The sequence below is a fragment of the Robertkochia marina genome (assembly GCF_004799345.1).
Lineage (GTDB): Bacteria > Bacteroidota > Bacteroidia > Flavobacteriales > Flavobacteriaceae > Robertkochia > Robertkochia marina.
Genome location: NZ_SSMC01000001.1, coordinates 848,986 through 861,504 on the forward strand (window position 1 = coordinate 848,986; position 12,519 = coordinate 861,504).

Annotated in this window: 13 protein-coding genes; 10 read left to right on the plus strand and 3 right to left on the minus strand. The window is 43.5% G+C overall.

The annotated features are described in order from the left end of the window. Positions 1-12: 12 nt before the first annotated feature. On the minus strand, positions 13-1,284 hold the full coding sequence (locus E7Z59_RS03425; RefSeq protein WP_136334881.1) for a branched-chain amino acid transport system II carrier protein: 1,272 nt from the start codon (positions 1,282-1,284) through the stop codon (positions 13-15). Between the two features lie 60 nt (positions 1,285-1,344). On the opposite strand from E7Z59_RS03425, the gene E7Z59_RS03430 reads away from it, so the two are divergent. Both E7Z59_RS03430 and E7Z59_RS03435 read left to right on the plus strand, forming a co-directional pair. Continuing rightward, positions 1,345-2,124, plus strand: a complete 780-nt coding sequence (locus E7Z59_RS03430) for an alpha/beta fold hydrolase (RefSeq protein WP_136334882.1) — start codon at positions 1,345-1,347, stop codon at positions 2,122-2,124. Between the two features lie 47 nt (positions 2,125-2,171). Beyond that, positions 2,172-2,408 carry a hypothetical protein gene (locus E7Z59_RS03435; protein ID WP_168731231.1) on the plus strand — a complete coding sequence of 79 codons (237 nt, stop codon included), beginning with the start codon at positions 2,172-2,174 and terminating at the stop codon, positions 2,406-2,408. A 4-nt stretch (positions 2,409-2,412) separates the two neighbouring features. On the opposite strand, the gene thiL is transcribed toward E7Z59_RS03435, so the two are convergent. Further along, entirely contained in the window at positions 2,413-3,459 is a 1,047-nt protein-coding gene (gene thiL / locus E7Z59_RS03440) for a thiamine-phosphate kinase (protein WP_136334883.1), read from the minus strand. 280 nt (positions 3,460-3,739) lie between these two features. On the opposite strand from thiL, the gene E7Z59_RS03445 reads away from it, so the two are divergent. From E7Z59_RS03445 to sufD, 4 genes are read left to right on the plus strand one after another with little or no spacing between them, the layout of a single operon-like run. Continuing rightward, positions 3,740-4,069: a HesB/IscA family protein gene (locus E7Z59_RS03445; protein WP_136334884.1), complete on the plus strand. Its 330-nt coding sequence runs from the start codon at positions 3,740-3,742 to the stop codon at positions 4,067-4,069. Between the two features lie 27 nt (positions 4,070-4,096). After that, on the plus strand, positions 4,097-5,542 hold the full coding sequence (gene sufB, locus E7Z59_RS03450; protein ID WP_136334885.1) for a Fe-S cluster assembly protein SufB: 1,446 nt from the start codon (positions 4,097-4,099) through the stop codon (positions 5,540-5,542). Between the two features lie 45 nt (positions 5,543-5,587). Continuing rightward, positions 5,588-6,340 carry a Fe-S cluster assembly ATPase SufC gene (gene sufC / locus E7Z59_RS03455; RefSeq protein ID WP_136335503.1) on the plus strand — a complete coding sequence of 251 codons (753 nt, stop codon included), beginning with the start codon at positions 5,588-5,590 and terminating at the stop codon, positions 6,338-6,340. A 15-nt stretch (positions 6,341-6,355) separates the two neighbouring features. Continuing rightward, complete coding sequence (gene sufD / locus E7Z59_RS03460) at positions 6,356-7,669, plus strand: Fe-S cluster assembly protein SufD (RefSeq protein WP_136334886.1); 1,314 nt, start codon at positions 6,356-6,358, stop codon at positions 7,667-7,669. A 49-nt stretch (positions 7,670-7,718) separates the two neighbouring features. Here sufD and E7Z59_RS03465 read toward each other — a convergent pair whose 3' ends face one another. After that, positions 7,719-9,065, minus strand: coding sequence for a serine hydrolase domain-containing protein (locus E7Z59_RS03465; RefSeq protein WP_136334887.1), 1,347 nt, complete (start codon positions 9,063-9,065; stop codon positions 7,719-7,721). 86 nt (positions 9,066-9,151) lie between these two features. Here E7Z59_RS03465 and E7Z59_RS03470 point away from each other — a divergent pair, with 86 nt between their 5' ends. From E7Z59_RS03470 to E7Z59_RS03485, 4 genes are all read left to right on the plus strand, one after another. Next, positions 9,152-10,369, plus strand: coding sequence for an aminotransferase class V-fold PLP-dependent enzyme (locus E7Z59_RS03470; protein ID WP_136334888.1), 1,218 nt, complete (start codon positions 9,152-9,154; stop codon positions 10,367-10,369). A gap of 212 nt (positions 10,370-10,581) precedes the next feature. Then, positions 10,582-11,547: a zinc metalloprotease gene (locus E7Z59_RS03475; protein WP_136334889.1), complete on the plus strand. Its 966-nt coding sequence runs from the start codon at positions 10,582-10,584 to the stop codon at positions 11,545-11,547. 79 nt (positions 11,548-11,626) lie between these two features. Next, positions 11,627-12,055: a hypothetical protein gene (locus tag E7Z59_RS03480; protein ID WP_136334890.1), complete on the plus strand. Its 429-nt coding sequence runs from the start codon at positions 11,627-11,629 to the stop codon at positions 12,053-12,055. A 38-nt stretch (positions 12,056-12,093) separates the two neighbouring features. Further along, positions 12,094-12,516, plus strand: coding sequence for a SufE family protein (locus E7Z59_RS03485; RefSeq protein WP_136334891.1), 423 nt, complete (start codon positions 12,094-12,096; stop codon positions 12,514-12,516). Positions 12,517-12,519 lie beyond the last annotated feature (3 nt).

A 12,519-nucleotide genomic window follows, 5' to 3' on the forward strand; every position in this document is an offset into this window, starting at 1 on the left:
CGGCTTGAACGATCATGTTTTAGCCGGTTTTTTTATTTGAAAAAGGAGAAATACAAGCAAGGCCGGTGCGGCCCAGCTGAACTCTGTGGTTTTCCATGGAGTGATCGCTGTGAGTTGTTCGCTGGCCCAGCTATAGCCGAGGGCATTTAGAACATCGGGTACACAGAAAAGGATCACGGTGTAGGTAACCCACTTAAAAGTATCAGGTCTAACCAGGTTTTCCGGGAGGTTGTGGAGGATGATAAAAATAATGATCAGCGGATAGATAAACAGTAAGGCAGGAATGGCCAGGTCAATGATCAGATCAACCTTGAACTGCCCGACCAGGATTCCGATGATACACCCTAGTAATGCTGCGGCCCTGTAGGCCAGGTCACTCTCCCTACTGATGCCTTTTACAAAGTCGGAGGCTCCTGTGATGATGCCTACCGTGGTAGAAAAACAGGCCAGGGCTATAAGCACTGAAAGAAAAAAATGACCCTTTTCCCCCAAGGCATAGAAGATCATATTGTTCAATATTCCACTGCGGTCAAGTCCTTGTTCATAGATTCCTGAAAGCAGGGCTCCGCTGTAGATCAAACCACAATAGATCAGGCAAAGTCCTAATCCGGCCATGATCCCGGCTCTGGTAATGATCTTTTTACGATCCCGGTACGCCAGGTCGGTTTTGTAATTGAGGGAAATAATGATCACGGCACCGACCACCACAGCTCCCATGGCATCAAAGGTCTGATAACCCTCCAGGATGCCTTCGGTAACGGTGGCATTACCGGCTATGGAGTTTGCTAAACTCAGATCGCCGAAGACGACCATTAAAATGACCAGGCAAAGAAGTGTCAGGATGAAGGGTGTGAGGAACTTGCCGATATTATCAAGAATTTTTGATCTGAAATAAACGAAAAAGAATACTCCTGTAAAGTAAACGGTGCTGGTAAGCAGGCTGCTCACCTCGAAATAGGGTGCTACGGCCATTTCATGCGTAAGGCTGGCGGTTCTGGGAGAAGGAAGACAAACAGCGATCAGGTAAACCAAAGAGCAGAATACAAGGCTGAAAAGGGGGGAGATGCGATTTGCAAAATCAAGCATACTGCCCTGTAAACGGGCATGAGCTCTGATACCCAGAATGGGTATGATGACTGCCGTGATCATAAAACCAACAGCTACCCACATCCAATTGCTTCCGGTGGTGAAACCGAGAAAAGGAGGAAGAATTATATTACCGGCGCCGAAAAAAAGTGAGAATAAAGCAAAGCTGGTGATTAGGGTAAGTTTCGTATACCTCATTAGGTTGGTTTATCTTTGAGCTGACGATTCATTTTAAAACGTGATTCAAGATAGCATAAAATGGAATTAGCTTACAAAGGCACTCAAATTTTTTATACAGATGAAGGGAAAGGTACTGCGGTGATCCTGCTTCACGGATTTTTGGAGAACAGCAGCATCTGGGAAGGTCTTAAGTCGCATTTGGTTGAGCGAAATCGTGTGGTATGTATTGATCTGTTAGGGCATGGGGCTACGGGCTGTCTGGGGTATATGCATACCATGACCATGATGGCGGAGGCAGTAAAGGCTGTACTGGATCACTTACGGTTGAGAAAAGTGGTGCTCGCGGGGCACTCTATGGGAGGTTATGTGGCCCTGGCTTTTGCAGAAATGTATGCCGACCATGTGAAGGGGCTTGCCCTGGTCAATTCTACCCCACTTCCTGACTCTGATGAAAAAAAGAGAAACCGTGACAGGGCCATTGCTGCGGTCAAGCAAAATCACAAAAGCTTTATAAGGGTAGCGGTGGCCAATCTTTTCAGGCCTAAGAACAGGAAAATCTTTGCCAGGGAGATCGGAGTCTTGAAAAAGGAAGCTTTGAAGACCCCGCTTCAAGGAATTGTGGCTGCCCTGGAAGGAATGAAAATAAGACCTGACAGGGAAGTTTTAATGCACTTTACGCCTTACCCAAAAATGGTGGTTTTGGGTAAAAAAGACCCGGTGATGGATGTGGAATTACTTCGTAACAGGTTGAAATACACTGATGTGGAAGTGGTTGTTTACCCTGACGGACACATGAGTTACCTCGAGAATTCGGCAGTTTTACAACAAGATCTGGGGATTTGGCTAAAAAAAATTTGATAGCTGGTTATAATTTTTTAAGTTAGAGTGCCTTAAAATCCAAAACTATGAAATCTTCTAATTTAAGCTTGGGCAAGATGCTGTGTTCTGTGTTTGGACACCGTTACCGGGTGTCAAAAGAAGTTACCCCTCATGTAACAGAGTACAAATGTGAAGTTTGTCAGTGCGAAACAACCACCAATCCTAATGGAAGGCTGGATGTTCTAACTCCGGAATTAAAGGAGATCAATCGCGTGCTGGCTGATTTTTACCGCAAACGGCACTCGCTGAGAACTGTTGCCTGATCTATTAACTTTTCATGGCATTCCATCCACGGGCCTCTAAAGGAATCTTAGTCTGAGCCCGCGTTACCAGATGTGCGCCTTCTTTTTCTTCCGTCATATGTCCTATGACGCTTAGGTGCGGATTGCCCTTTATTTTCGGGTAATCATCCTGGGAAATCGTAAACAGGAGTTCATAATCTTCACCTCCGCTCAGGGCTACCATCGTACTGTTTAATTCAAACTCTTCACTTGTTGATATAACCTGGGGATCAAGAGGAATTTTATCTTCATACAGATTGCATCCTACCTTAGAACCCTTGCAAAGGTGCAGGATCTCAGAAGAAAGTCCGTCACTGATGTCGATCATGGCAGTGGGTTTGACCTCTAATTCTTTCAGTAATTCGGGGATATCGGTTCTGGCTTCCGGTTTTAATTGTCGTTCCACAATGTAAGCATAGGGAGCAAGGTCAGGTTGATTATTGGGGTTAACCTTGAAGACCTCCTTCTCACGTTCGAGGACCTGTAACCCAAGATAGGCGCCGCCAAGATCACCGGTAACCACCAGCAGATCGTTAGGTTTTGCCTGGTTGCGATACACAATATCATTTTTTGGGGCTACTCCCAAGGCCGTTACAGATATGAGAAGTCCTTTGGTAGAAGATGTGGTGTCTCCTCCAACAAGATCCACCCCATAACGTTTACACGCTAATCCAATACCGGCATAAAGCTCTTCCAATGCTTCTAAAGGGAAGCGGTTCGAGACTGCAATAGAAACTGTGATCTGGGTTGGTTTGGCATTCATGGCACTCACATCAGACAGGTTTACCACTACCGCCTTATAACCCAGGTGTTTCAAGGGTGCGTAAGCAAGGTCAAAATGCACTCCTTCTACCAAAAGGTCGGTGGTCATTACTGTTTGCAGGTCGCCGAACTCCATGACAGCAGCATCATCACTAATACCCTTGATGGTAGAGGGCTGAGTAGTGGTAAAGCTTTTGGTAAGATGATCTATCAAACCAAATTCCCCTAATTCTTCCAGGGGTGTACGTTGTGGATTTTTGTCTTCAAGCATGCTGCAAAGGTAAACAGATGCATTGAATTGTTTAATATCGGGAGATTGTCAATTGTTGAATCGTAAAAAGTTTCCTGCAAACAACGGGAATTTCATTTTTTTTGCAAGCCCTGTTTGTGAAATTTTCGACAATTGCCGAAAATCTTTTAAAACCTTCCAAACAGCGGTGAACAGTATAGGAAACGCCTATATCTTCATTTGATTTATAAATTCATTAAAATATGGTAAATCGTCTTTTAGTTCTTATTTTTGTGAACTATTTAGAAATAATCTATTTAAGATGATAAAAGTATCTGATACAGCTAAAAATAAACTTTCCCAGCTCATGGCGGAAGATGGTTATGACGTGCAGAGCCATTATGTTCGTGTAGGGGTGAAGAGTGGTGGTTGTAGCGGTTTGTCATACGACCTGAATTTCGATAAGGAACAAAAGGAAAATGACAAAATATTTGAAGACAATGATGTGCGTATCGTTGTTGACAAAAAAAGCTTTTTATACCTGGTAGGTACAACCCTGGAATATTCAGGAGGGTTAAACGGAAAAGGGTTTGTGTTTAACAATCCGAATGCCCAGCGTACCTGTGGATGTGGTGAAAGCTTTTCATTGTAAAATACAGACAACAGAAGAAAAAGATCAATGGCATATACCGAAGAAGAATTAAAGAAGGAACTGGAGACCAAGGAGTACGAATACGGATTTTATACGGATATAGAATCTGATACGTTTCCCGTTGGCCTGAATGAAGATATTGTCAGGGCTATCTCTAAAAAGAAGGAAGAGCCGGAGTGGATGACGGATTGGCGACTGGAAGCCTTTCGTGTCTGGAAAGAGATGGAAGAGCCGGAATGGGCGAATGTAAAGTATAAAAAGCCCGACTTTCAGGCGATATCCTATTATTCAGCTCCGAGCAAGAAGCCTAAATATGACAGTCTCGATGAGGTAGATCCGGAATTGCTGGATACCTTCAAGAAGCTTGGAATTTCTCTTGACGAACAAAAGAAGCTTGCCGGGGTGGCGGTCGATGTAGTGATGGATTCTGTGTCTGTAGCCACTACCTTCAAAAAGACCCTCGCCGAAAAAGGCATTATTTTTTGTTCGATCTCTGAAGCTATTCGCGAGTACCCGGAATTAGTAAAGAAGTATATCGGTACTGTAGTGCCTAGAAAAGATAACTTTTATGCGGCCCTGAACTCAGCAGTGTTCTCAGATGGATCATTCTGTTATATTCCAAAAGGTGTAAGATGCCCCATGGAATTATCCACCTACTTTAGAATTAACCAGGCAGGGACAGGGCAGTTTGAGCGAACGCTGGTTATTGCCGATGAGGGCAGCTACGTAAGCTACCTGGAAGGTTGTACGGCACCTATGCGTGATGAAAATCAGTTACACGCAGCCGTGGTCGAGCTTATTGCGCTTGACGACGCAGAGATCAAATATTCTACCGTTCAAAACTGGTTCCCCGGTGATAAAGAAGGTAAGGGAGGTGTTTTCAATTTTGTGACCAAGCGAGGAATTTGTGAGACCAATGCAAAGATCAGCTGGACACAGGTAGAGACAGGTTCTGCAGTTACCTGGAAATATCCTTCTTGTGTGTTGAAAGGAGATAATTCTATCGGAGAATTCTACTCGATAGCGGTAACCAATAATTATCAACAGGCAGATACCGGTACAAAAATGATTCACCTTGGTAGAAATACCAAGAGTACCATCATCTCTAAAGGTATTTCGGCTGGGAAATCTCAGAACAGTTATCGTGGCTTGGTACAGATCAACGGACGCGCCGAGAATGCCCGAAACTTTTCGCAGTGTGACTCTCTGTTGATGGGTAATGAATGTGGGGCTCATACCTTCCCGTACATTGAGGCCAAAAATAAAACTGCGCAAATAGAGCACGAGGCCACAACCAGTAAGATCGGAGAAGACCAGATCTTCTATTGTAACCAGAGAGGTATCGACACCGAAAAAGCTATTGCTTTGATCGTGAATGGTTTCAGCAAGGAGGTGCTCAATAAGCTCCCCATGGAATTTGCTGTAGAGGCACAAAAATTATTAGAGATCTCTCTTGAGGGGTCAGTTGGATGATAAAAAAGTAAAATTTTCCGGATGGCCGGAAATACAGAAACAGATATGTTAAAGATAAAGAATTTACACGCTAGCGTTGAAGGAAAAGAGATCCTTAAAGGAATTAACCTGGAGGTAAACCCCGGAGAAGTACATGCTATTATGGGACCGAACGGTTCAGGTAAAAGTACCCTGGCTTCTGTGATCGCGGGAAATGAAGATTTTGAGGTAACCGACGGGACCATTGAACTGGAAGGAGAAGAACTTAATGAGTTGGCTCCTGAAGAGAGAGCTCACCAGGGAGTTTTTCTTTCATTCCAATATCCTGTAGAGATACCCGGCGTTACCGTAACAAACTTTATGAAAACGGCTATCAACGAAACCAGAAAGGCCAGAGGTCTTGAGGAGATGCCGGCTAATGAAATGCTTAAAAAGATCCGCGAAAAATCAGAGCTTCTGGAGATCGATCGTAAATTTCTGTCCCGTTCCCTTAATGAAGGATTCTCAGGAGGTGAGAAGAAGAGAAATGAGATCTTCCAGATGGCTATGATGGAGCCTAAGCTTGCTATACTCGACGAGACAGATTCAGGTCTTGATATCGATGCCCTGAAGGTGGTTGCCAATGGAGTGAATCGTTTAAAAACTCCTCAGAATGCAACCATAGTGATCACTCACTACCAAAGATTACTTGACTATATCGTTCCTGATCACGTACATGTATTGCTGAACGGTAAGATCGTGAAGTCAGGAGGAAAAGAGTTAGCCCTTGAACTAGAAGAAAAAGGGTACGACTGGATCAAGCAGGAAGCAGCAGTATAAAAAGCAACGAATTACATGGATTTAAAAGATAAATTGGTATCGTCTTTTATGGCATTTGAGAATACGGTTGATGTAAATCATCCGGTTCACGAGGTGCGGTCTGAGGCGATAAAAAACTTTGAAACTCTGGGATTTCCTTCCAAAAAAATGGAGTCCTGGAAGTATACTTCACTTAAAAGTATTCTGAAACCTCAGTTGAGCGTTTTTCCTAAAAAGGAGACCTCTTTAGATTATAAGGACGTAAAACAATATTTCATTCACGAAATAGAATCGTACAAGATCGTCTTCGTAGACGGAGTGTACAGTTCGCACCTTTCGGAAACCTCACATGAGGGGCTGGACGTATGCTTAATGAGTGCAGCACTCTCTAAGCCGAAGTATCGTTTACTGATCGAGAATTATTTCAATAAGATCGCGGTAAAAGATGGGCTTACCTCTTTAAATACTGCTTTTTCTAAAGAAGGAGCCTTCATTAATATCCCGCGAGGGGTGGTGGTTGAAAAGCCGATACAGATCCTCCATTTTACTACCGGAGTAGAGTCTTCACTGTTGACCCAGCCAAGAAACCTGGTGGTTGTAGGAGAGAATGCGCATGTACAGATCATTGAAAGACATCAGAGTCTTACCGATAATCCTACCTTTACGAACTGCGTTACCGAGATCTTTGCTAACAAGCGAGGGATCGTTGATTATTATAAGATCCAGAACGATCGTGATGAGGCGTCTTTGATAGATAATACCTATATCTCTCAACAACGTAACAGCCATGTTTCGGTACATACTTTTTCACTTGGAGGTAAGTTAACGCGAAACAACCTGCAGTTTTTCCAGAAGGGTGAATATCTTGATTCTACCTTGAAAGGAGTAACGATAACCGATAAGAAACAACACGTAGACCATTCTACCCTGGTGCACCATGCACAGCCAAATTGTGAGAGTCACCAGGATTATAAAGGGATCTATGCCGATAAGAGTACCGGTGTTTTTAACGGACAGATCATCGTAGAGAAGGAGGCCCAGAAAACCAATGGTTTCCAACAGAGTAACAATATTCTGTTGGATGATACGGCTACCATCAATGCCAAGCCTCAATTGGAGATCTTTGCAGACGATGTGAGATGTTCACACGGGTGTACCATCGGACAACTGGATGATGAGGCATTGCTTTACCTTCGCTCAAGAGGTATACCAAAAAAGGAGGCAACTGCCTTGCTTATGTTTGGTTTTGCCAATAATGTTCTTGAAAGTGTGAAGATTCCTCAACTAAAACAGCGTATTACCAAATTGATCGCCTCTAAATTGGGTGTTAATCTTGGTTTTGACCTGTAAGTAAAGAAAGTTTAGAAAAGAAAAAGGCCGTCATGAGTGACGGCCTTTTTTATTGAATTGCCTTGCTGACACCTCCCGCAAGACCATTCCCGTCAAAATAATCTCCGTTGGTTAGTCCCAGCCTGACGATCACAAGATCTTTAGAAGGTATAATATAAACCCGTTGACCCTGGTAGCCATCAGCATAATAAGTATCTCTTGGCGCATCAGGCATAACACCCGAAGCATTAAGCCAGAATTGGGCTCCGTAGGTGCCTTCAGAATCAGCAGCAGGCGTGCTCACGTAATCAGCCCAGTCTTCAGAAAATATCTGTTCGCCATTCCAATGGCCCTTGTGCAGGTATAGCAGTCCGAACTTAGCCCAGTCTCTTGCAGTTGCCCAGCTATAGGACGAACCCACAAAGGTGCCGGAAGCATCTGTTTCCATGATCATACTGTTCATGCCGATCTTATCGATCAAGGCTTCATACGGGAAATTTAAATAGGATTGCAGGTCGGGAAATTCATCCTTCAGAAGACCGGAAAGGAGATTGGTGGTGCCTGAGGAGTAATAAAAATGTTCTCCGGGCTCATGGAGCAGTTCTTTTCGACTGGCTACACCGGCCATATCTGTGGCAGTAAACAACATCTCTGTAACATCTGAGATGCGCGAATAATCCTCCTCCCAGGCCAGACCACTGCTCATTTGAAGTAAATGATGGTAAGTGATCTTACTGCGATCATCTTGCTGCCATTCTTCAACGGCTGCCGGTTGATCTAAATCAAATTGACTTTTATGTTTAAGAATACCGTAAAGTGTGGCGGTTATGCTTTTTGTCATGGACCATCCGAGGTGAATAGAAGATTTATCGAACCCCGGAGCATATTTTTCAGCGATGATGCGGTCTTTATAAACAACTAAGACCGCCCTGGTTTGTTGCAATTCATTACCGGCAAAAGCATTTTCAATGGTTTCTGTTAGAAGCCCGTAGTTTACTTCAGGAAATACGGTGTCTCTTGGTTCTGCTGTTCCATAAGGAAAAGGCAGGGAGGTTGTGCTTCGTGATCGTAACGGACGCTCGCTAAAGGTAAGCTCATCCTGTTGCGGTGGCATAAGGATGCATCCCAGTTCAGGGAAAAAACGCGCCTTACGTTTTTTTAATCCTACAAGGGAAGCGTAAGCAGCCTGTTCTGATCTGCTCACACGATCGTCGGCAAGATTTACGGGAGAAAAGTTGTTGTCTACACTGTCGGTAAATGCCTCAGGTCTGCCCGCGATATAGGTGCAGGAACAATTGCTTTTTGATGAGTATCCGGTAATGATATCCAGCTTGGGATAATTCAGGAAGAAAACTGCAAAAAGTCCACCTATGAGAAGGACTCCGAGCAGCTTAATACCTTGTTTGAGTTTAGTCACAGGGGTGGGATTTTGTTATTGCAAATAAATGTTAAGATAGGGATTCCTCCTAATAAATACTTAGTATTTTTGTGTAAAGAATTGTTATGATTGACATTAAGAGCATCAGGGAAGATTTTCCTATTCTCAACAGAAAGGTCAACGGATATCCCCTTGTCTACCTGGATAATGCAGCGACTTCTCAAACGCCTAAACAGGTTATAAAGGCAATAACCGATTATTACACTAATTACAACGCGAATATCCACAGAGGGGTACACACCCTTTCTCAGGAAGCCACGGAAAAGTATGAGGAGGCCAGGCAAAAGTTACAAAGGCATTTCAATGCGGCCCATCCTTATGAGATCATTTTTACATCAGGAACCACCCATGGGATTAACCTGGTGGCCAACGGATTTGCCGCCTTGTTACAACCTGGCGATGAATTGCTGGTTTCTGCCATGGAACATCATTCAAATATAGTACCCTGGCAAATGCTTTGTGAAAAGACCGGTGCTGTTCTCAAGGTTATTCCCATGAACGAAAAAGGGGAATTGGAAATGGAGGTCTATGAGCAATTGTTGAGTGATAAGACCAGGATTGTGTTTTGCAACCATATTTCTAATGCCCTTGGAACGATCAACCCCATAGAGAAGATCATTAAAATGGCACACGATGCCGGGGCCGCAGTGCTTATAGATGGTGCGCAGGCGGCTCCACATATAAAAGCAGACCTTCAGGCACTGGATGTTGATTTTTATACCGTCTCGGCTCATAAAATGTGTGGCCCTACAGGAGTAGGGATGCTTTACGGGAAAGAATCATGGCTTAGGAAGATGCCTCCTTACCAGGGTGGTGGAGAAATGATCGCTGAGGTTACTTTTGAAAAGACCACTTATGCAGACCTGCCCCATAAATTTGAAGCGGGTACCCCCGATATCTGTGGGGGAATTGCTTTTGGAGCAGCGGTTGATTACATGAACGGGATCGGATTTGATGCCATTGCCGCCTATGAGCACGAATTACTCGACTATGCTACAGGTAGACTTCTTAAGGAAATAGAGGGGGTTAAGATCTACGGCACTGCCGAAAATAAGACCTCTGTGATCTCTTTTAATATTGAAGGTATACACCCTTATGATATTGGTGCTATTCTCGATAAGCTGGGGGTTGCAGTGCGTACAGGACATCATTGTGCTCAGCCGATCATGGATTATTATAAGATTCCCGGCACAGTAAGAGCCAGCTTCGCTTTTTATAATACCCGCGAAGAAGTAGATCGGTTTATCGAAGCCGTTCAGAAAGCACAAATGATGCTAGCCTAGTCATAACACAGTTGATTCTTATCCATTTGCTCTCAAACTGTTTAATTGTTGATAACTTTTAAGGAGCTTTCTGACTCTTTTAACGGAAAGGGGTTATCGACAAAATACAAATTACGGTATCGATTATGGTTTTCTAATTGTCTTAAACAAATTGTTAACATTAAGTTAAAGTGTGTATATTATGCCTCTATTAACCTAACAATTAGTCAATTATGAAAAAACTATTTTTGAGTCTTACCGGTTTGTTACTGCTGCTTGCCTCCTGTGAGAAGACAACTTCTAACGAAGAGGTTGTAAATGAGATACAGGAGCAATTAGTTTTTGCAGAAGACCAGTGTGGTACCATGGGTGTCTTAAATGAAAACCTGCTGAACGACCCTGATCTTGCGGTAAATATGCAGGCCATCGAACTGCATACCAGCAACATTATTAAGAGTGGTCTTTCACAGCGATTGGTAAACGGAGTTATTGAAATTCCGGTCGTTTTCCACGTTATTTACAATAGTGCCAGTGAAAATATTCCTTTATCGCAGATCCAGGAACAGGTTGATGCTTTGAATGAAGATTTTAATCTTCAAAATCCCGGTCGAAACACCATTCCTTCAGAATTTCAGACAGTGGAATCTAATATTGGAATTCGATTTGTGCTGGAAGACGTGATTCGTGTTTCTACCAAGAAAAGATCATGGAGACCGGATGATTCTATGAAATTCTCCTCTTCGGGAGGAAGTGATGTGGTGAATCCTCAGGAATTCCTGAATGTTTGGGTTGTTGGAAATATGCCTTACCGCGGAGGAAACATTTTAGGATATGCACAATTTCCGGGTGGTAGCTGGGCTACCGATGGGATAGTTTTAGATCACAGGTTTACCGGAAATACCGTGTATTCAACCGGGAGAACTGCCACCCATGAGGTAGGACACTGGCTGAACCTTCGTCACATCTGGGGCGATGGCGGTTGTGGTGCTTCTGATTTTGTGGCCGACACTCCTGATTCTGACGGGCCAAGCAGAGGGTGTCCGACCTATCCTACCGTGAGTTGTGGTACGAATGATATGACCATGAACTTCATGGATTATTCTGATGACCCTTGTTTGAATATGTTCACGGAAGGTCAAAAAGTAAGAATGATGGCCAATTTCGAAAACGGAGGTTTCCGTGTTACCATGGCCGACTAATTCTCAATATAATAAAGTACAGAAATGGCACTCTTATTGAGTGCCATTTTTATATCTTTTAACTATAAACCCTATTTCTATGAAAATTCTAATCGTATTAATTGCTGTTCTTTCCCATTGCAATTCGAATCAGGGGCTGCAGGAGAACGAACCTCAAATGTTTCGATACGAAGCGGTTACCCGCGGCAGTTTGTATGAGGTCACCATAACCGAGGACAGTCTTAAGGTGCGTTCCGGATTAAAGGGGATGGATCGTGCCGGCCGTAAGATCACATCAGAAGAGTGGGAGCAGTTACTGGATGTTTCAGGCTCATTTTCATTGTCTGAGATGGATAAATTTAAAAGCTCAGGAGAAAAGAGATTTACAGATGCTGCTCCGGCTGCAATGGTAGAGATCAAGTCTCCCGGAGGAACATATAAGTCGGCGGAATTTGATCACGGGGGCGCACCAAAGCCATTAGAGTCATTGGTTAAAGCTATATTATCATTGGCAGAAACAGTTGAATAGCATGGCAAGTTGTTGTATTTTTGCTCAAAATTTTCACTATGACCATAAAAGAGATCCAGGATACTATTGTTGATGAATTCTCCATGTTTGACGACTGGATGCAGCGTTATGAATACATGATAGAGCTGGGGAAATCTCTGCCTCTTATTGACGATAAATACAAGGTGGATGAAAACCTTATCAAGGGTTGTCAAAGTAAGGTGTGGGTACATGCCGAACTTGATGATGATAAGCTGAAATTCACTGCCGATAGTGATGCCATCATTACCAAAGGGATCATAGCGATTCTTATCAGAGCTTTCTCCGGACAGTCACCTAAAGATATTATCGATGCCGATACGGCCTTTATTGATGAGATCGGCCTTAAAGAACACCTGTCTCCTACAAGGGCAAACGGTTTGGTAAGCATGGTTAAACAATTAAAAATGTATGCCATTGCCTATCAAACACAATTAAACTAGAAG

What these genes read in the sequence shown, in the direction of transcription:
- E7Z59_RS03425 (WP_136334881.1), bottom strand. Translation starts at nt 1,284, where the DNA reads ATGAGGTATACGAAACTTACCCTAATCACCAGCTTTGCTTTATTCTCA.
- E7Z59_RS03430 (WP_136334882.1), top strand. Translation starts at nt 1,345, where the DNA reads ATGGAATTAGCTTACAAAGGCACTCAAATTTTTTATACAGATGAAGGG.
- E7Z59_RS03435 (WP_168731231.1), top strand. Translation starts at nt 2,172, where the DNA reads ATGAAATCTTCTAATTTAAGCTTGGGCAAGATGCTGTGTTCTGTGTTT.
- thiL (WP_136334883.1), bottom strand. Translation starts at nt 3,459, where the DNA reads ATGCTTGAAGACAAAAATCCACAACGTACACCCCTGGAAGAATTAGGG.
- E7Z59_RS03445 (WP_136334884.1), top strand. Translation starts at nt 3,740, where the DNA reads ATGATAAAAGTATCTGATACAGCTAAAAATAAACTTTCCCAGCTCATG.
- sufB (WP_136334885.1), top strand. Translation starts at nt 4,097, where the DNA reads ATGGCATATACCGAAGAAGAATTAAAGAAGGAACTGGAGACCAAGGAG.
- sufC (WP_136335503.1), top strand. Translation starts at nt 5,588, where the DNA reads ATGTTAAAGATAAAGAATTTACACGCTAGCGTTGAAGGAAAAGAGATC.
- sufD (WP_136334886.1), top strand. Translation starts at nt 6,356, where the DNA reads ATGGATTTAAAAGATAAATTGGTATCGTCTTTTATGGCATTTGAGAAT.
- E7Z59_RS03470 (WP_136334888.1), top strand. Translation starts at nt 9,152, where the DNA reads ATGATTGACATTAAGAGCATCAGGGAAGATTTTCCTATTCTCAACAGA.
- E7Z59_RS03475 (WP_136334889.1), top strand. Translation starts at nt 10,582, where the DNA reads ATGAAAAAACTATTTTTGAGTCTTACCGGTTTGTTACTGCTGCTTGCC.
- E7Z59_RS03480 (WP_136334890.1), top strand. Translation starts at nt 11,627, where the DNA reads ATGAAAATTCTAATCGTATTAATTGCTGTTCTTTCCCATTGCAATTCG.
- E7Z59_RS03485 (WP_136334891.1), top strand. Translation starts at nt 12,094, where the DNA reads ATGACCATAAAAGAGATCCAGGATACTATTGTTGATGAATTCTCCATG.